14 protein-coding genes are annotated in these 18,431 nt (G+C 63.9%); 10 read left to right on the top strand and 4 right to left on the bottom strand.

What is annotated here, in order from left to right:
* The first annotated feature begins 14 nt into the window (after positions 1-14).
* The 4 genes from HNQ95_RS13720 to HNQ95_RS13705 all read left to right on the top strand — a co-directional run bounded on the left by HNQ95_RS13720 (position 15) and on the right by HNQ95_RS13705 (position 3,932).
* Positions 15-815 carry an inositol monophosphatase family protein gene (locus HNQ95_RS13720; RefSeq protein WP_067956845.1) on the top strand — a complete coding sequence of 267 codons (801 nt, stop codon included), beginning with the start codon at positions 15-17 and terminating at the stop codon, positions 813-815.
* A 175-nt stretch (positions 816-990) separates the two neighbouring features.
* The gene (gene trhA / locus HNQ95_RS13715) at positions 991-1,680 is read left to right on the top strand and encodes a PAQR family membrane homeostasis protein TrhA (protein ID WP_067956848.1); all 690 of its coding nucleotides are present in this window, start codon (positions 991-993) and stop codon (positions 1,678-1,680) included.
* A gap of 199 nt (positions 1,681-1,879) precedes the next feature.
* Complete coding sequence (locus HNQ95_RS13710) at positions 1,880-2,899, top strand: MotA/TolQ/ExbB proton channel family protein (RefSeq protein ID WP_067956851.1); 1,020 nt, start codon at positions 1,880-1,882, stop codon at positions 2,897-2,899.
* A gap of 1 nt (position 2,900) precedes the next feature.
* On the top strand, positions 2,901-3,932 hold the full coding sequence (locus HNQ95_RS13705; protein ID WP_067956854.1) for a peptidoglycan -binding protein: 1,032 nt from the start codon (positions 2,901-2,903) through the stop codon (positions 3,930-3,932).
* Between the two features lie 349 nt (positions 3,933-4,281).
* On the opposite strand, the gene HNQ95_RS33415 is transcribed toward HNQ95_RS13705, so the two are convergent.
* Together HNQ95_RS33415 and HNQ95_RS13695 are read right to left on the bottom strand one after the other, a co-directional pair.
* Positions 4,282-4,608 (bottom strand): hypothetical protein, encoded by a 327-nt coding sequence (locus HNQ95_RS33415; RefSeq protein WP_154386613.1) that lies wholly within the window; start codon positions 4,606-4,608, stop codon positions 4,282-4,284.
* A 74-nt stretch (positions 4,609-4,682) separates the two neighbouring features.
* Positions 4,683-5,036, bottom strand: coding sequence for a DUF1304 domain-containing protein (locus tag HNQ95_RS13695; protein WP_067956860.1), 354 nt, complete (start codon positions 5,034-5,036; stop codon positions 4,683-4,685).
* Between the two features lie 138 nt (positions 5,037-5,174).
* Here HNQ95_RS13695 and HNQ95_RS13690 point away from each other — a divergent pair, with 138 nt between their 5' ends.
* The 3 genes from HNQ95_RS13690 (at position 5,175) to HNQ95_RS13680 (ending at position 11,094) form a co-directional block, all read left to right on the top strand.
* Complete coding sequence (locus HNQ95_RS13690) at positions 5,175-6,659, top strand: carboxypeptidase M32 (RefSeq protein WP_154386612.1); 1,485 nt, start codon at positions 5,175-5,177, stop codon at positions 6,657-6,659.
* Between the two features lie 45 nt (positions 6,660-6,704).
* Complete coding sequence (locus tag HNQ95_RS13685) at positions 6,705-9,338, top strand: DUF3857 domain-containing transglutaminase family protein (protein ID WP_246340717.1); 2,634 nt, start codon at positions 6,705-6,707, stop codon at positions 9,336-9,338.
* A gap of 103 nt (positions 9,339-9,441) precedes the next feature.
* Positions 9,442-11,094, top strand: coding sequence for an FAD-binding dehydrogenase (locus HNQ95_RS13680; RefSeq protein ID WP_067956867.1), 1,653 nt, complete (start codon positions 9,442-9,444; stop codon positions 11,092-11,094).
* On the opposite strand, the gene HNQ95_RS34090 is transcribed toward HNQ95_RS13680, so the two are convergent.
* Positions 11,091-11,585, bottom strand: coding sequence for a helix-turn-helix transcriptional regulator (locus HNQ95_RS34090; RefSeq protein ID WP_067956871.1), 495 nt, complete (start codon positions 11,583-11,585; stop codon positions 11,091-11,093). The two genes, HNQ95_RS13680 and HNQ95_RS34090, sit on opposite strands and share 4 nt — an antisense overlap.
* A gap of 767 nt (positions 11,586-12,352) precedes the next feature.
* Between HNQ95_RS34090 and HNQ95_RS13670 the strand changes: the two genes are divergently transcribed.
* Positions 12,353-15,217 (top strand): autotransporter outer membrane beta-barrel domain-containing protein, encoded by a 2,865-nt coding sequence (locus HNQ95_RS13670; RefSeq protein ID WP_067956873.1) that lies wholly within the window; start codon positions 12,353-12,355, stop codon positions 15,215-15,217.
* Between the two features lie 102 nt (positions 15,218-15,319).
* Positions 15,320-16,009, top strand: coding sequence for a nitroreductase family protein (locus HNQ95_RS13665; protein ID WP_182574293.1), 690 nt, complete (start codon positions 15,320-15,322; stop codon positions 16,007-16,009).
* Positions 16,010-16,013: 4 nt separating this feature from the next.
* Here HNQ95_RS13665 and HNQ95_RS13660 read toward each other — a convergent pair whose 3' ends face one another.
* Positions 16,014-17,819, bottom strand: a complete 1,806-nt coding sequence (locus HNQ95_RS13660) for an ABC transporter transmembrane domain-containing protein (protein ID WP_067956880.1) — start codon at positions 17,817-17,819, stop codon at positions 16,014-16,016.
* A 188-nt stretch (positions 17,820-18,007) separates the two neighbouring features.
* On the opposite strand from HNQ95_RS13660, the gene rpmE reads away from it, so the two are divergent.
* A complete protein-coding gene (gene rpmE / locus HNQ95_RS13655) occupies positions 18,008-18,229 on the top strand; it encodes a 50S ribosomal protein L31 (protein WP_067956883.1) in 222 nt (73 codons plus the stop codon).
* The last annotated feature ends 202 nt before the right edge of the window (positions 18,230-18,431 follow it).

The raw sequence follows: 18,431 nt of genomic DNA, 5'->3' as shown, positions 1-18,431 counted from the left end.
CTGAGGTTGTAGAAATGGCGCGTTCAGCGATCCTAAATGTTATGGTGCAGGCCGCCATGAAGGCCGGCCGCTCGCTGGCGCGTGATTTCGGCGAGGTGCAGAATCTGCAGGTCTCGCTGAAAGGCCCGGGCGACTATGTCAGCCAGGCCGATCGCAAGGCCGAAGACATCATCTTCACCGAGCTGTCCAAGGCACGCGCCGGCTATGGCTTCCTGATGGAAGAGCGCGGCGCCGTCGCCGGCGAGGACGACCAGCATCGCTGGATCGTCGATCCACTCGACGGTACCACCAACTTCCTGCACGGCATTCCGGTGTTCTCGATCTCGATCGCGCTGGAGCGCCAGGGCCAGATCGTTGCCGCCGTCGTCTACAACCCGGCGATGGACGAGCTCTACACCGCCGAGCGTGGCGGTGGCGCCTTCCTCAATGATCGCCGCCTGCGTGTTTCCGGCCGTACCAAGCTGGTCGATGCCGTCATCGGCTGCGGCGTGCCGCATCTCGGCCGTGGCCATCACGGCAACTTCCTGCTCGAGCTGCGCAACGTCATGGGCGAAGTGGCGGGCATCCGTCGTCTCGGCTCGGCCGCGCTCGACCTGGCTTATGTCGCTGCCGGCCGCATGGACGGTTTCTGGGAGACGTCGCTGTCGCCCTGGGACGTCGCTGCGGGTATCCTGCTCGTGCGCGAAGCCGGCGGTTTCGTCTCCGACGACAAGGGCGGCCAGGACATGCTCGACGGCGGCTCGATCGTCGCCGGCAACGAGACCATACACCGCGCGCTCATCAAGACGCTGAAGCGCCCGGTCACGCCGCGCTGATCCGCCGCGTCGCCGGTTTCTTGCCATCGTCAATTACGCCTGCCCATATCTACAGTGCCGCGCGTCCATGTGGACGCGCCAAGGACGCTGTAGAACGTTTGAGCGGTGCATGATCCTTTCCGAAATCGGTACCGATTTTCGAGGTCATGCACCATGAAGGGCGCAGGGACGGACCATGTCGGACACGCAGCGCAAGCCTGACACAGCTGTGCCCTTCGTCGGGCGCTACAGTCATTCGCGCGCCGAGCTGATCGCCGACGGCGTGGTCCATGCGGTCGGCATCGTGCTCGCCGTCGCCGCCGGTGCTGTGCTGCTCTCCGTCTCCGCATTCTTTACGGCCACGGGCGAATATCTCGCCGCGATCGTCTTCGTCGTCGCCCTGCTTACCGTGCTGTCGGTGTCATGTGCCTACAATCTGTGGCCGGTATCGCCGGCCAAGTGGGTGCTGCGCCGCTTCGACCATGCCGGCATCTACCTTTTGATCGCCGCCACCTACACGCCGTTCCTTGTCCAGCTCGACGATCGCGTCACGGCAGGCTGGATGGCCGGCATCGTCTGGTCGGCGGCGGCAGCCGGCATGGCGATCAAGCTGTTCCTGCCCGGCCGGCTCGACCGGCTGGCGATCGCCTTCTACCTTGCCATGGGCTGGAGCGGCATCGTCATCCTGCAGCCGCTGATCGCCACCTTGCCGGCGGCGACGTTGTGGCTGCTGTTTGCCGGCGGCATGGTCTATTCCTGCGGCGTCTTCTTCTACGCGTGGCAGCGGCTGCGCTTCCAGAGCGCGGTCTGGCATGGCTTCGTTGTCACCGGCGCTGGCCTGCATCTGGCCGCAATGATGGACCTTCTGGTCGTGGCGCGGCTTTGACCGACGGCCGGTCCCAGCTCAGCGCGCGCAAGCGTCTTTCATTTTCGTCACATTTCCGCTTACAGTCGTAGTCCACTAACGTAACGCGCCGAAACTCATGAAAAGCTCGGTGCATAGACTTTACGGCGATGGAGCAGCCCGGGCGCATCCGTATGGATAGGCGGGGCTCCGATCGCAGGAAACCGGAACCGGGGCGCCGATGGCATTGTTGAAATCTCTCGGGGTGGGTAAAGGCTCCGATGTGCTGAGCTACGACCCGCACCGCCTGTCCTCTCCGCAGGTGTTCCTGCTGACGATGATCATCTTCCTGGCAATCGTCGCCTTCATCGCCGCGATTCTGACGCGGCAGATCTCCAGCGCTTTCGGCACAAATCCCGGCCTCAACGGTCTGATCCTCGGCGTGCTCGTCGTCGGCATCGGGCTGGCCTTCGTCCAGGTCGGCCGGCTGTTCCGCGAGGTGCGCTGGGTCAATTCCTTCCGCGCCGGCTCCGAAGCCACCGAACCGGTGCTGCTGGCGCCGATGAAGGCGATGCTCGGGCGTTCCGCATCAATGGCATTCTCGACCAGCTCGATGCGCACGATGCTCGATTCCATCGCGACGCGCCTCGACGAAAGCCGCGACGTCTCGCGCTACCTCGTCGGCCTGCTCGTCTTCCTTGGCCTGCTCGGCACCTTCTGGGGCCTGCTCGGCACCATCGGCTCGATCGGCGAGACCATCCAGTCGCTTGATCCCGGTTCGGGTGATGCCTCGGCTGTGCTCGAAGCACTGAAGGCCGGCCTCGCGGCACCGCTGCAAGGCATGGGCACGGCGTTCTCGTCGTCGCTGTTCGGTCTGTCCGGCTCGCTGGTGCTCGGCTTTCTCGACCTCCAGGCCGGACGTGCCCAGACGCGTTTCTACACCGAACTGGAAAACTGGCTGTCGTCGGTCACCGATCTGTCCTCCGACATGGTCGTCGCCGACGCCAAGAACGGTTCGGCCGACGAACTCCGCGTGCTCAGCGAGCGCCTGCGCAACATGCAGGAGCAAGGCGGCTCGAACCCGCGTGTCGCCGCCGCCATGGCCAATCTCGCCGATGGCATCTCCGGCCTGGTCAAGAACATGCGCAGCGAACAGCAAATCATGCGCGACTGGGTCGAGGCGCAGTCGGATGAACAGAAGGCGATGCGCAACACGCTCGAAAAGATCGCTGACGCCCTGAAGAAGGAAGGGGTGCACTAAGGTGGCATTGGCGCGCGGGCGGCGCGGCGACCGCCGGATCGACTATTGGCCGGGCTTTGTCGACGCTTTGTCGACGCTGCTTCTGGCCATCATGTTCCTGCTCTCGGTCTTCGTTCTGGCGCAGTTCCTGCTCAGCCGCGAAATCTCCGGCAAGGACGAGGTACTGACCAGGCTCAACTCGCAGATCAACGAGCTGACCCAGCTTCTGGCGCTCGAAAAATCCAGCTCGCAGGACGCCGAAGATGCGCTCGCCAATCTGCAGGCCTCGCTCAATGCGGCCGAAAGCGAAAAGAGCCGCCTTGAACAGCTGCTGTCCCAGGGCGCCGGCGCCGGCGCCGAGGCCAATGCCCGTATCGGCACGCTGTCGGGCGAACTGGAGAGCGAACGCCAGGTCAGCCAGCGCGCGCTGAGCCAGGTCGAGCTGCTCAACCAGCAGATTTCGGCGCTGCGCCGCCAGATCGGCGCCCTCGAAGAGGCGCTCAACGCGTCCGAGGCGCGCGACAAGGAATCCAACACCAAGATTGCCGACCTCGGCCGCCGGCTGAACGTGGCCCTGGCCCAGCGTGTGCAGGAGCTCAACCGCTACCGCTCCGACTTCTTCGGCCGCCTGCGCGAGATCCTGTCCGACCGCGAGAACATCCGCATCGTTGGCGACCGTTTCGTGTTCCAGTCGGAAGTGCTGTTCCCGACCGGATCAGAACAGATCAACGAGGCCGGCCGTGGCGAGATGAAGAAGCTCGCCGACGCCATCATCGAGCTGCAGAAGGAAATTCCGCCGGAAATTAACTGGGTGCTGCGCGTCGACGGTCACACCGACAACATTCCGTTGTCAGGCACCGGACGCTATCGCGACAATTGGGAGCTTTCCTCGGCGCGCTCGACCTCGGTGGTCAAGTTTCTGATCGAGAACGGCGTTCCGGCCAATCGCCTCGTCGCCGCCGGCTTTGGCGAATTCCAGCCGCTCGACGACAGCGGCACCGACGAGGCGCGCTCCAGGAACCGCCGCATCGAGCTAAAGCTGACCGAGCGCTAGCCCGCAGCACCGGACTCAGGTGAGGCCGTTCTCAAGATTTCGTGTGTGAACAGGCCCGCCCCATCGGGGGTGGAGTTGCGGCAGGCCGAGGCCGAATGTGGCGGCCAAGATCATCTTTTCTTAACTAGGTTTCTGGCGGTGACGCGCCTAGTTTTCGCTGGCGGTCCGGGAACCGCCGGCGATGACCTCCCACCGTGACACGACGGTTCCAGACGGCCTGCTATTGACGTGGCGTCCTGTCGCGTCCGGCGGGTCCGCAAGTCGCAAAAACGCGCTCTATGGCATTCAAGGCGGCGCTTGCCGCAATCCTTGCTTCAACGCCCCTGGCGACGGCTTTCGCCAAGGAGCATCACGGAACGATGCGCGAGTTTTCGTTCCAGAACAGCCCCAGCGGCGGCGATAAGCCGGACGCGCCGGTGCACTGTCCGACGGTTATGCGACCGGCGGCCAGTTGCGCGCCATCCTTGAGGATCTCCAGGCTGACGATGCCCGCATCATGAGCGACAGCAAGGCAAGGCTGATCACCCCGGCCGAGCTTCGCAGTCTGCGCGGCGAAGAGGCGAGGATCCGCAGGACCGCTGTCCGTGATTCGGCCCGTGACGGCGGCAACATTCCTGCTGGCGCGTACGACCAACTGATGGCGGAGGTCAACGATCTCGGCCTGCAGCTCGACCACGACGCCGCTCTCCGCTAGGAGAAGCGAGTACCCAGTCCCCCCGGATCGCTCCCCGGGGGTGACTGGGTTTTGAGCTACCAGCCGAGCCAGAGTGCCGCCAGTGCCAATGCTGCCGGCACGGTCTGGATGTAGAGGATCTTGCGGCTGACGGTCGCCGCACCGTAGAGCCCGGCGATGGCGACGCAGAGCAGGAAGAAGACCTTGACCTGGAAACCCGCTTCGCCGAGCCACAGGCCCCAGATCAGGCCGGCGACGAGGAAGCCGTTGTAGAGCCCCTGGTTGGCCGCCAGCACTTTCGACGCCGTGGCGAAGTCCGGCTTGAGGCCGAACGCCTTGTGGCCGCGCGGCGTGTCCCACAGCACCATTTCGAGACAGACGATGTAGAGATGGATCAGGGCGACGAGCCCGACCAGTATGTTTGCGACCATAGTCGCCCCCTTCGACCTCAGTTGCACAAGTTGAGCATGCCGGCTGCCGTTCCGGCAAGTGGTGGACCAGCCGAACGGTCTTGCGAAGGCGCACGGATTGGTATCCTCTCGCCGCGACTTTGAGACAGAGGAAATGCCATGTCCTTCGCAAGATTAGACGAACTCGGCCGCAAGCTCGAAGCGCTCGAACATGCGCTCGCCATCCTCGGCGCCGACGAAGCCACCCATATGGCGGTTGGCGGCGGCGCCAAGCGCGCCGAGGCGCTGTCCGCGCTCGCCGGCATGCATCACCGCCAGGCAACCGCGCCCGAAATATCAGACTGGATCGCTGCCGCCGAGACCGAGGCGCTCAATGACGATCAGCGCCTCGCCGTGCGTGAGTTCCGCCGCCAGTACACCAACATGACCTGCCTGCCGACGGAATTCGTCGAGCGCCAGACCGCTGCCCGCCTGCGTTGCGAACAGCTGTGGCGCGACCTCAGGGCCAAGAACGACTGGGCCGGCTTCCAGCCGGCGCTTGAAGGCATCGTCGCCATTGCGCGCGAGGAGGCGGCGCTGCGGTCAGAAGCGCTCGGCCTCGATCCTTATGATGCGCTGATGGAGCAATACGACCCCGGGAACCGCGTTGCCGACATCACACCCGTTTTCACCGACCTCAAGGCCTTCCTCAGGGATTTCGTGCCGGAGGCGCTGGCTGTGCAGCAGGAGCGCCTGGCCAAAAGCCCGAAGCGGCCGCTGTCGGGCGTCTATGCCATCGAGCGCCAGCGCGAGCTTGGCCTGGCGATGATGGGCGCCGTCGGCTTCGACCTGACCCGCGGCAGCCTGTCTGTGTCGCACCACCCGTTCTGCGGTGGCGTGCCGTCCGACGTGCGCATCACCACGCGCTACAAGACTTCCGATTTCCTGTCGGCGCTGATGGGCGTGCTGCATGAGACCGGCCATGCGCTCTACGAACAGAATTTGCCGGAAGCCTGGTCGCACTGGCCGCTCGGCAAGGCGCGGGGCATGGCAGTGCACGAGAGCCAGAGCCTGTTTGTCGAAAAGCAGCTCGGCCGCAACCCGGCCTTCTGGCAATGGGCGCTGCCGCTGGTCGAGCAGCATCTCGGCGAGCGCTGGTCGATGGAGGAGATCCTGCCGCATGTGCACCATGTCGAGCGCGGACTGATCCGCGTCGACGCCGACGAGGTCACCTATCCGTTGCACGTCATCCTGCGTTACGAGCTCGAGCAGGAATTGATTTCGGGTCGTCTTGCGGTCGCCGACCTGCCCGAGGCCTGGGACGCCAGGATGCGCGACTATCTCGGCCTGTCGACCATCGACAATCCGGCCGACGGTCCGATGCAGGACGTGCACTGGCCGAGTGCTGCCTTCGGCTACTTCCCCTCCTACACGCTGGGCGCGATGATGGCGGCGCAGCAGTGGGCAGCGCTGAGCAGGGAACATCCTTCGGTCGACGACGAGATCGCACGCGGTCATTTCGAAACGGTCAACGCCTGGCGTCGCGACAAGATCTGGTCGCAGGCCTCGCGCTGGTCGACCCCCGACCTGCTCGAACGCGCCACCGGCGAAAGGCTCAATGCGGCGCATTTCACGGCACATCTGAAGAAGCGCTACGGCAGGTAACAAAAGCGCGAGGTCTTCTTTCGAGGCCTGGCCTTTACTTCCCGATTGATCCCGCCGACAACATCGCTGTTGTTGTTCGGCGGGGTTTTGGTTGTGGGTTGCAGTATTTCGGCAAGGGACTGGCTCCTCGCCAGCCTTGTTCTGTTTCTGATGGTCTTGCATCCTCGACTTGCCAATGCTGGCAGTGACGTTGGCAAGGGACCTGCCGAAAGCTGGGTAACTGAAGTCGATATTCCGACTGCCGACCCGACCCGGGCCGACCAGATCCGCAACGGAATTTCCAGCCTGCTTTCGGATTGGCAGGTGATGTATCGCCCCGGCGGTTATGTTGAATATGAGCGCGAGGTCTACAAGGTCGTCGACCGCCCGGGGCTCGAGCAGGCTGCGACGATCAACCTGAACTTCGATCCGGCGCGGCATAGCATCAAACTGAACCATCTGCGGGTCATCCGCGACGGTGTCGTGCAAGACAGGCTGGCCGAGGCCACCTTCGATATCTATCGACAGGAGCGCGATTCGGTGCGCGGTGTCTTTGATGGTTGGCTGACGGCGCGCCTCGATGTCAGGGACGTTCGCGTCGGCGACACCATCGACTATGCGACCACGTCGGACAGAAAACAGCTCGTCGGCGAAGATCTGTTTTACTATCGCTTTGCCACCGAGTGGGAGATGCCGATCGGCATGATGCGACGCGAGATCATCTGGCCGACGTCGCGCCCGCTGACGCTCAAGGAGGAGCGCACCACGGTCAAGCCGAAGATATCGAATGTTGCCGGGCACACGCGCTACCTCTGGGAGATCGTCAATCCGGAGCCGGTCAAGGTTGAAGACAATCTGCCGGCTTCATTTGCGCCTTGGGGTTATGTCCAGATATCGTCCACCACAAGCTGGCGAGACGTGGCTGATGCGGTGGCCGCGAGCTATCAGCCGGTCAACACCTTCCCTCCTGCCTTCGCGGCGAAGCTCGATGAAATTGCTGCGCACCAGAGCGATCCGCGGGAACGCATGGTCGAGGCCTTGCGCATCGTTCAGGACGAGGTTCGCTACATCAGCCTCTCGATGGGCGCCGGGTCATACCTTCCGCGTGACCCTGCAACCGTGATCGCCAGCGGCTTTGGCGACTGCAAGGACAAGGCGCTGCTGCTTGCGTCGGCTCTGACCTATCTCGGGGTCAAGGCCGAGGTTGCGCTCGCCGACCTTGATGGCGGTTATGGCCTGGCCAGCTTCCTGCCTGCGTTGCGGGCATTCGACCACGCGATCGTGCGCGCAGAAATCGGCTCCCGCGTCTTCTGGCTGGATGGTACTGATTACCTCCAGGGGGGCCGCGGCGGCCGGCTCGTCGAGCCCGACTACGGCTATGTTCTGCCGCTCTCGAGTTCGAGAGGCGAGCTGGAAAAGATGCAGGCAGCCGAGGCCCACGAACCGACGACTGCCGTTGCCGAGGAGATCAGTTTTCCTGTGCAGGCCGGCGATCCGCTGACCCTGAGGACGGTCAGCACCTACCGTGGCGCCGACGCGGATGCGATGCGGCGCAAGCTGGCGGGCCAGTCGCTTCAAGAGTTCGCCGACAGCTACCTCAAATATTATGACCAGCAATATCCTGGTATTCGCAGCGTGGCGGCGTTGAAACCGGTGGATGATCGCGATCGCAATGTGATCACCTTGTCGGAAGCCTATGAGCTGTCTCCGGAGGCTCTAGCTGCGAACGACCTGGCCAAGAAGTTTCCACTCCGCGCCGATCTTGACGACGGCAGCTTTCCCAAGCCCGCAATGATTGGCCGGGTCGGTCCGATATGGATTGGCAATCCGATGTTTCGCCGCCACAGCGTGGTGGTCAAGAACCTGAAGGCCCGGTTCGCCGGGCCGGAGGCGCCGAACGTCATGACGCCGTACATGACCATGCGGATCGAATGGAGCAACACGCCAACGGAGTTCACTCTCAACTGGGACCTGAAAAAGCTGGCATCTGAGGTGCCGGCGTCAGTCGTGGGCGACTACGTAGCGGCGGTCGGCAAGATTACCGACAATACACGGTGGTTCTATGATTTCACCCATGAGGAGCCCGACGAAGAAGAGGGCATGTCGGGACTTCAGGCGATCACATTTGTCGCATGGCTGTTGGCCGTGCTTGCGACCTGTGTGGTCGAACAGCGGACCTTCAAACCACGGCCCGGCCAGCTTTACTGGCCGATCTCGCCTCAGAAGTTCGTCGTGATGACGGTGATGACAGGAGGGTTGTACGGCATGCTGTGGGGCTGGCGCGTGTTCCGCCAGCAGAACCTGGCATATGGCGCGCGTTATTGGTCGTTTCTGCGCGGGGTCTTTCTGTCGTTCTTCGCAGTACAGATTTTCCTCCGCGTCAACCGAGACCTCGGCGCCCGGCAGGTCGCAACCGGGCTGGGCGTAGTAGCCGGATTGCTGCTGCTGGGCAGTGAAGTCTACACCTTTGCGATCGAGCCACCCGAAGCATTCTGGGCGAATGGTCTCAGGATATTCGGCGGTTTGGCCATTTCCGCGCTCGCGCCGCTGCCACTCGTTGTCGCGATCAATCGCATCAATGAAAGAAATCCCGAGTATCTGGCTCGAAACGCCCTGCTCAGCGGCTGGGACAAGGTTTGGATGGTCTTCGGGGTCTTCTTCACCGTGGCTCTGACTCACTACGATCTGACTTCCGGCTGACCGCTCTTTCCCCAGCGGAACCAATGCGGCCAGACTTTCTGCTTGATCTTGCCGTCCGTTGCCCGAAACTCGCCGCGACAGCAGAGGACCTTGGGAGGGGCAGTTGGCTGACCAGGCGGATGCGATCGTTGTCGGTGGCGGACTTGCCGGTCTGGTTGCCGCGGCAGAGCTGGCCGATGCCGGCAAGCGGGTCATCATGCTCGAGCAGGAGAGCGAGAACTCGCTCGGCGGCCAGGCGTTCTGGTCGCTCGGCGGGCTGTTCTTCGTCGACAGTCCCGAACAGCGCCGCATGCGCATCAAGGACAGCCGCGAGCTCGCCTTGCAGGACTGGATGGGATCGGCGCAATTCGACCGGCCAGAAGATCATTGGCCGCGCAAGGTGGCCGAAGCCTTCATCGATTTCTCTGCCGGCGAGATGCGGCCGTGGCTGCATGCCCAGGGCATGCGCTGGTTTCCCGTCGTTGGTTGGGCCGAGCGTGGCGGCGCGCTGGCGCATGGCCACGGCAATTCGGTGCCGCGTTTCCATGTCACCTGGGGCACCGGCCCGGGCGTGCTCGAACCGTTTGTCCGTCGTGTCCGCGATCATGCTGCGGCGGGCCGGATCGCGCTGAAATTCCGTCATCAGGCCAGCCGGCTGATCAAGACCCATGGTGCAATGTCCGGTGTCGCCGGCGAAATCCTGGAGTCGTCTGCCGTCGAGCGTGGCCAGCAATCCGGCCGCAAGGTGACAGGCGATTTCGAATTCCATGCCGACGCCGTCATCGTTACCTCGGGCGGCATCGGCGGCAATCACGACCTCGTTCGAACGGCTTGGCCGACCGACAGGCTCGGGCCGGCGCCCAAGAAGATGGTCGCCGGCGTGCCGCACCATGTCGACGGCCGCATGGTCGCGATCACTGAAGCCGCCGGCGGCGCGGTCATCAACCGCGACCGCATGTGGCACTACACAGAGGGCCTGACCAACTGGAACCCGATCTGGCCCAACCACGGCATCCGCATCCTGCCGGGGCCGTCGTCGCTGTGGTTCGACGCGCTGGGCGAGCGGCTGGAAGCGCCGTTCCTGCCTGGCTTCGACACGCTCGGCACACTCCGGCGCATCCTGTCCGCCGGCCACGAATACTCCTGGTTTGTGCTGACCCAGAAGATCATCAAGAAGGAGTTCGCGCTGTCCGGCTCGGAGCAGAACCCGGACCTGACCTCCAAGCGCTGGATCGAGGTGCTGAAGAGCCGCCGCGCCAAGGGCGCGCCGCCGTCGGTCGAGGCTTTCAAGCAGCATGGCGAGGATTTTGTCGTCCGCGACAATCTCCGTGATCTTGTGGCCGGCATGAACGTGCTCGCCGGCAACGACCTCATCGACCATAACCGACTGCATGCCCAGATCGCAGCGCGCGACCGCGAGATCGACAATCCCTACTCCAAGGACGCCCAGGTCACCGCCATCCATGGCGCCAGGCGTTATCTCGGCGACCGGCTGGTGCGGACGGCAAAGCCGCACAAGATCCTCGATCCCGCCAACGGCCCGCTGATCGCCGTCCGCCTCAATGTGCTCACCCGCAAGACGCTGGGCGGGCTGCACACCAATCTGAATGGTCAGGTGCTCGGTGCCAATGGCGAGCCTATTCTCGGCCTCTATGCTGCCGGCGAGGTCGCCGGCTTCGGCGGCGGTGGCTATCACGGCTACAACGCGCTCGAAGGCACCTTCCTCGGCGGTTGCATATTCTCCGGCCGCAACGCCGGCCGGCACGCGGCGCGCTAGCCGTTTTCGGACCTGTCGCGGTCCAGCTCGCGCATCTCGCGCGGCGTCATGCCGTAGCGATTGCGGAACATGCGGTTGAAGTTGGAGGGATCGAGGAAGCCACAGCTGGAAGCGATCTGGGCGACGCTGAGGTCGAGCGCCGGGCTCAGCGTCAGCATGCGCCGCGATCGTTCGAGCCGCGCTGTCCAGATGGCAGGCGCGACGGACTCGGCCTGTCCCGAGAATGCGCGATAAAGCTCGGAACGCGAGCATCCACCGCGGGCGGCAACGCACCCCGGCGACGGCTCCGCATCCATGTGGCGCTGGTCGATGATCGTCCGCGCCGCGGCCAAAATATCCCCCGGCAGCAGGCTTTCCTCCTCTTCGGCGGCTTGGCGCAGGCGGGGGGCGCTGCGGTATCGACCGCGGCCTCGCGCCCGATAGCTGAGAAGCTGCGCATGCGTCTTGCCACGGCCTATGTCGGCCAGATCGGCAACAGTACGCGTGACCACGGGGCCAGGGCCACCTTGGCGGTGAAGTTTTGAGCCATGGTGCCCGCTGGAGCCGCGTGGCCCTAATCTGTCAAATGCCGGTTTCCGGAATTAGACCCAAAAATGGCGCGGGACGAAATCTTCCCAACCACGGTGTTGTCGCTTAGGTGTGGCTCATCATTTAGGGGCCTGCCTGAGGGATAAGCTCCCCTCCCGACGGCAGGTGGGGAGCAAGCAGTGCCTGCCATTTTTTCCAGAACGCGCGCTCTTTCGGGTGTGCCACTTTTTGCCCTGTGCGGTTCGCTCCAGCCTGCCTGGGCCGATCGGTGGTCCCTGGGTGGTCAGGACATCACTGATGACCTTCTCATCTGTTCGTTCGAGGGCATTTGAGGCGTGGTGTATATCGAGGGAGTAGAACAGTCGCAAATGCCTGCTGCCCCATTTGGCATTTGCTGGCGCATTTCACTTGCATGCGCGAGTCGTCTCGAAACGTCGGTGAGTGGAGTTGGCGGTTGTACAAGTTGAAGCAAGTTTAATGCTTCATACCTAATATTCTCTGTTGCTGAATAAGCTTGGCTGTTCTAAGCAAAATCTATTGTTGAGTTTTGGGTGGAGATTGGGGTCTCCGCACAATGCCTTTGCCCGGTTTGGGCGTGCATATAAGTGGTGGGGATATCATGCCTTTTTTTGACCGCAGCTCTGCTGCGCGGACTCATTTGGAATCGGCTCAAGCCAACAGGACCTCTTCCAGCCAACCCTCGAACCGACCAATCGCCCGTCTCGCCGCCTTGCGGTCCGGCACGGCGCTGGCGACGCTCGCGGCCGTGGCGGTTGTGCTCGGCGCTGCGTCGCCGGTCCTTGCAGACCAGTATTGGGATGGTGCCGACATCGTTGCCAATGGTGCCGTCAATGGAGGTGCCGGCACATGGGTTGCTGGCAGCACCAACTGGACCGACGTCACCGGCACAACAAACCAGCAATGGGTTGGTGGCACAGCGGTGTTCGGCGGCACTGGTGGAGGGGTAAACGTCCAGGGGCACCAGAATTTCGATACACTTCGTTTCACGGCCAGCGGCTACAGGCTTACGGCTACTGCTTCCGACTCGCTTACCTTGGCGCCGGCAATCGGCTCGGCGACGATAAATGTGGGTCCTGGAGTTTCCGCCGAGATCGGCATGGTCATCAAAGGGTCAGCCGGGCTCGACATTGTCGGCGGCGGTACGCTGAAGCTCAGCGATTGGGTCAACACCTATACAGGCGCCACCACGATCGGCTCCGGTACGACACTCCAGATGGTTGGCAGCAGCAGCAGCATCAGCGCCTCCAGCGGATTGACGGTCGACGGTACGTTCGACATCTCGAACAAGGGTGGCGGCGTCAGCATCAAGGCGTTGACGGGCAGCGGTCTGGTCAAGCTCGCTGACAAGATTCTCAACATCACAGCGGCCAGCGGCACCTTTTCCGGCGTGATCGATGGCAGCGCTGGCATCAGCATCGATGGCGGGACACAGATTTTCACCGGCAACAACATCTTTACCGGAAGCACGGCCATCTCCAGCGGCGCAACGTTGCAGCTGGGATCTGGTGGCACGTCAGGTTCTCTTGCCGGCGCGGTCAACAATCACGGTACGCTGGTCTTCAATCGCTCCGACGACCTCGTTGTTGCCGGCCAGATCAATAGCGCAGGCTCGTTCCAGCATATTGGCGGTGGCAAGTTGACCCTTACCGGCGCTGGCAACAGCGGCAGCGGCACGGCCACCGTGCTGATCTCTAACGGCGGTACACTCCAGTTCGGTGACGGCGGGGCGAGCGGTTGGTTGGGTGGGACCGATGGCAAGATCACCATCGACGCTGGCAGCAAGCTGATTTCCAACATGTCCAATGGCCTGGGCTACCTGCCGCAGAACGTTAAGCTTGCCGGCGCGGGGCAGTTCTTCAAGCAGGGATCGGGCACCATCACATTAAGGGGCGACAGTTCCGCATTCGCCGGCGAAACCTTCGTCAACACCGGCATGCTGAATGTCGGTTACAAGGGCATTGGTACGCTGGCTGGGCCAGTCTCCGTTGACTCCGGCGCTCGGTTCGGCGGCAGCGGTACGGTTGTCGGCAACGTGACAATCGCATCAGGTGCAGCGCATGCTGTGGGCGACAAGGCGAACCCGGCTACAACGGGCCTCGTCCATACCCAGACCGTCAACGGCGACTACGTCAATCACGGCATCCTCGAGATCGAGGCGACGCCGACGACAGCCGACAAGCTGACGGTCAACGGTACGGTCGACATATCGGGTGCGACGCTCAATCTGGTACTGACACCCAACGACCCGAGCGCGGCCGGAGGCTGGGATCCGCTCAACGGGCCGTTCACGATCATCGCCAATGATGGCGGTGACGCCGTCACCGGAACCTTCGCCTCGGTCGGTAATCTCAACAACCTGCTCTTCCTCAATCATCTTATCAGCTACACCGGTGGCGACGGCAATGACGTAACGCTGGCGCTCAGCCGCAACGACCTGTCGGTCGAGGAGGTCGCCCAGTCGCCGAACCAGTCGGCCGTCGCGGGTGCCGTCGACACTCTGCCGAGTGGCAATCCGGTGCGCTCGGCCTTGCTGATGTCGACGGACGAGGACGAGGCACGCGACGCGCTCGATCAGCTTGCCGGTGACGTGCATGCTTCGGTCAGCGGCGGCACGACGCAGACGAGCCAGTTCCTCGGCGAGTTCGCCAACGACCGCGTGCGCTCGGCCTTCGGCGATGTCGCGGCACCCGACCTGCCCGTCATGGGCTATGGCGAGGGCGGTCTCGAACTTGTCGCCGCCGATACCGACCGCTTCGTCGTCTGGGGCCAGGCGCTGGGCAATTGGGGTTCGTTCGACGGCAACGGCAATTCGGGCGGTTTCAAGCACGCGAGCGGCGGCCTCGTCGCCGGCGGCGACACCATCGTCGGCGACGGCTGGCGTCTCGGCCTGCTCGGCGGTTACAGCCGCACCAGCTTCGACACGGATGGCGGCGCCGCCTCGGGCGACAGCGACAACTTCCATGTCGGTGTCTATGGCGGCCGTCACTTCGGCGCCGTCGCGCTGCGCGCTGGGGCGTCCTACACCAGGCACGCGATCGACACGAGCCGCACTGTCTCGTTCCCCGGTCTCACCGAAACGCTCAAGGCCAGCTACGATGCCGGCACGGCGCAGGCCTTCGTCGAAACGGGCTACAAGGTCGAGATGGGCCGCGTCGCCTTCGAGCCTTTCGCCGGCCTTGCCTATGTCTCGACCTCGACCGACGGCTTCACTGAAACCGGCGGCGCGGCGGCGCTGACCAGCACCGACAAGAGCTTCGACAGCACCACGACCACGCTCGGCCTGCGCGCCGCAAGCGACTTCAACCTTGGTGACGCCAAGGCGACGGTGCGGGGCGGCCTCGGCTGGCGCCATGCCTTCGGCGACGTCACGCCTGCCTCGACAGTCGCCTTCGCAGGCGGCGGCGACAGCTTCACCGTCCATGGCGCGCCGATCGCCCGCGATGCACTGTTGATCGAAGCCGGTCTCGACTTCGCCGTCTCGCCCAAGGCCAATCTGGCCCTCAGCTACAACGGCCAGCTCGCCAGCGGCGCCCGCGATCACGGCGTCAAGGCAAGCCTCGGCGTCAAATTCTAGTCGTGGAACAAGGCGACGCCGCTCCAGGCGTCGCCAATCCCCGTTGACGCGGGCAATGGCATTCGAGATTGTCGCCGCAATCGACAATCCTGGGGAGCAACCATGACCGTCTCAACCGCACACACCTACCGCACGCTGCCGCTGCCCGACTACAAGGAAAAGCCGGTCGAGGAGATGCGCGCCGGCGCAAAGTCGTTCTACGACGAGATCCGCACGCGCCACACCGTGCGCGATTTTTCCTCGCGGCCGGTGCCGCGCGACATCATCGAAACCTGCATCATGGCTGCCGGAACAGCACCCAACGGCGCCAATCACCAGCCTTGGCATTTCGCCGTCATCGGCGACGCCGACATCAAGCGCCAGATTCGCGAAGCGGCCGAGATCGAGGAGCGTGCTTTCTACGAGGGCCGCGCCGGCGAGGAGTGGCTGAAGGCGCTGGCGCCGCTCGGTACCGATGCCTCCAAGCCCTTCCTGGAAGAGGCGCCCTGGCTGATCTGCATCTTCGGCGAGCGCAAGAGCCGCTCGGCCGACGGTGTCTCGCGCAAGAACTACTACGTGCCCGAATCGGTCAGCATCGCCACCGGCTTCCTGATCGCCGCGCTGCACCGCGCTGGCCTGGCGACGCTGACACACACGCCGAACCCAATGAGCTTCCTCAACCAGATCTGCGGCCGCGACCCGCACGACAAGCCTTACATCCTGATGGTCGTCGGCTATCCCAAGGAGGGCGCCACCATCCCCGTGCATGCCACGGAGAAGCGTCCGCTGTCGGAGATCGCGACCTTCCTGTGAGGCGTTATTCCGCGGCGCCCTGGAAGGCGCTGGCGCCGGTGTCGAATTGCAGCTTGGCGAGGCGGGCATAGATGCCACCCTTTGCGACGAGGCTGGCATGGGTGCCTTCCTCGACAATGCGGCCGCCATCCATGACCAGGATGCGATCGGCCTTCAGCACGGTTGCCAGCCGGTGTGCGATGACGATAGTGGTGCGCCCCTGCATCAGGTGCTCGAGCGCCGTCTGGACCTGCCGCTCGCTGTCGGCGTCGAGCGCCGATGTCGCCTCGTCGAGCAACAGGATAGGCGCGTCGCGCAGGATGGCGCGGGCAATGGCGATGCGCTGGCGCTGACCGCCGGAGAGCGTGACGCCGCGTTCGCCGACTTCGGTGTCATAGCCGTCCTGCAGCTTCTCGATGAACTCGACGGCGAGCGCGGCCTCGGCTGCCTTGACGATGTCGGCCTGCGAAGCACCGGGCCGGCCGAAGCCGATGTTCTCGCCTGCCGTGCTGGCAAAGATCGTCACGTCCTGCGGCACGATGGCAATGCGGTCGCGCACGGCCTGCGGGTCGGCCTTCTGGAGGTCGACCCCGTCGATCAGCACAGCGCCGGCTTCGGGATCGTAGAAGCGCAGCAGAAGCGAAAACACCGTGCTCTTGCCGGCTCCCGACGGGCCGACGATGGCGACAGTCTCGCCCGGTTTCACGGTGAAGCTCAGGCCGCGCACGGCGGCGCGGTCGGGCCTGACCGGATAGGAGAAGGTGACGTCGCGGAATTCGATCGCGCCGCTGCTCCTTGCTGGCAGGGCGACGGGGGCTGCCGGTGTCGCGACGGTGGGCTTTTCGGCGAGGATCTCGGTGATGCGTTCGGCAGCACCTGCGGCCGAACTGAGTTCGCCCCACACTTCCGACAGCGCCCCGAGCGCGCCCGCGGCGAACACCGAATAAAGCAGGAACTGGCCGAGCGTGCCGGGTGACAGCGTGCCCTCAAGCACGTCGCGCGAACCGAACCACAACACGGCGACGACCGAGGCGAAGATGGTGAAGATGGCAAAAAAGGTCAGCACGGCGCGGGCCAGCACCGAGGCGCGGGCGGCGTTGAAGGCGGTCTCGACGGCGGCAGCGAATCGGCCCGTCACCAGCTTTTCGTTGGTGAAGGCCTGCAGCGTGCGGATGGCGCCGATCTGTTCGCTGGCAAAGGCCGTGGCGTTGGCAAGCGTGTCCTGCGCCAGCCGCGACTTGCGCCGCACCGAGCGACCGAAGGCGACCAAAGGCAGCACGATCAACGGGATCGCGGCGATGACAAGGCCCGACAGTTTCGGGCTCGTCACCACCATCATGGCGAGCGCGCCCAGGCCGAGGATGATGTTGCGCAGGGCGACGGAGGCGGTGGCACCGACGGCCGACTTGATCTGGGTCGTGTCGGCGGCCAGCCGCGACACGATCTCGCCCGACATCGCCGTGTCGAAGAAGGCTGGCGAGAGCGAGGTGACGTGCGAAAAGACGTCGCGGCGGATGTCGGAGACGACACGCTCGCCGAGCGTGATGACGAAATAGTAGCGGCAGGCAGAGGCCAGCGCGAGCAGTGCAGCGATCGCCACCAGCATGGCGAAATATTTGGCAATGAAGCTCGAATCGGCGGAGGAGAAGCCGTGGTCGATCATCCGGCGCACGGCGATCGGCAGGGTCAGCGTGGTGACGGCGGCGGCGACAAGCGAAATGATGGCGCCGATGACCAGCCTGGGATAGCGGTAGAGGTAGGGCGAAAGCCTGCTCAGCGGGCGGAGCGAACGTCGGCGCTGTTCATTGGCGGCCGTTGTTGTGTTCGCCATGTCAATTCCCTCTCGGCCGCGGGCCATTTGCCGGCTGCGCGGCCTTGTGATTCGAAATCGGCTGATGTATAGGCACGCCGACCGTTTCTGAAGCCGTGGCCTATCTAGCCGTGGCTTCGAATTTTCGAAAGAGGCGCATCGCCGCAGGATACCTGCGCAAGCCGCGCCGCGACAGCAGGAACAGAGCGATGAAAGCCGATATCCATCCCGACTACCACACCATCAAGGTCGTCATGACCAATGGCACCGAATACCTGACCCGCTCCACCTGGGGCAAGGAAGGCGATACGATGAACCTCGATATCGACCCGACCACGCACCCGGCCTGGACCGGCGGCCAGCACAACCTGCTCGACCGCGGCGGCCGTCTGTCGAAGTTCAAGAAGCGCTACGAAGGCCTCGGCATCTAAGCCGACCCGCTTCCAAGAATATAAGAACCCGCCTTCATGGCGGGTCAGACTGCTGACAAACCCCGTCGAATTTCGGCGGGGTTTTGTTTTGTGGGTTGATTGAGCTTTTTTGGATTGATGTCGGGGGGCAGATGCCAAGGCCGTTGCGAGCCGGCTTTGGCCTCATGCGAGGCTTGGTTCTGGCTTTGGCCAGAGGCTGATT

It is taken from the genome of Aminobacter ciceronei (genome assembly GCF_014138625.1).
Taxonomy (GTDB): Bacteria; Pseudomonadota; Alphaproteobacteria; order Rhizobiales; family Rhizobiaceae; genus Aminobacter; species Aminobacter ciceronei.
This window is presented reverse-complemented; position numbering and strand designations above follow the sequence as displayed.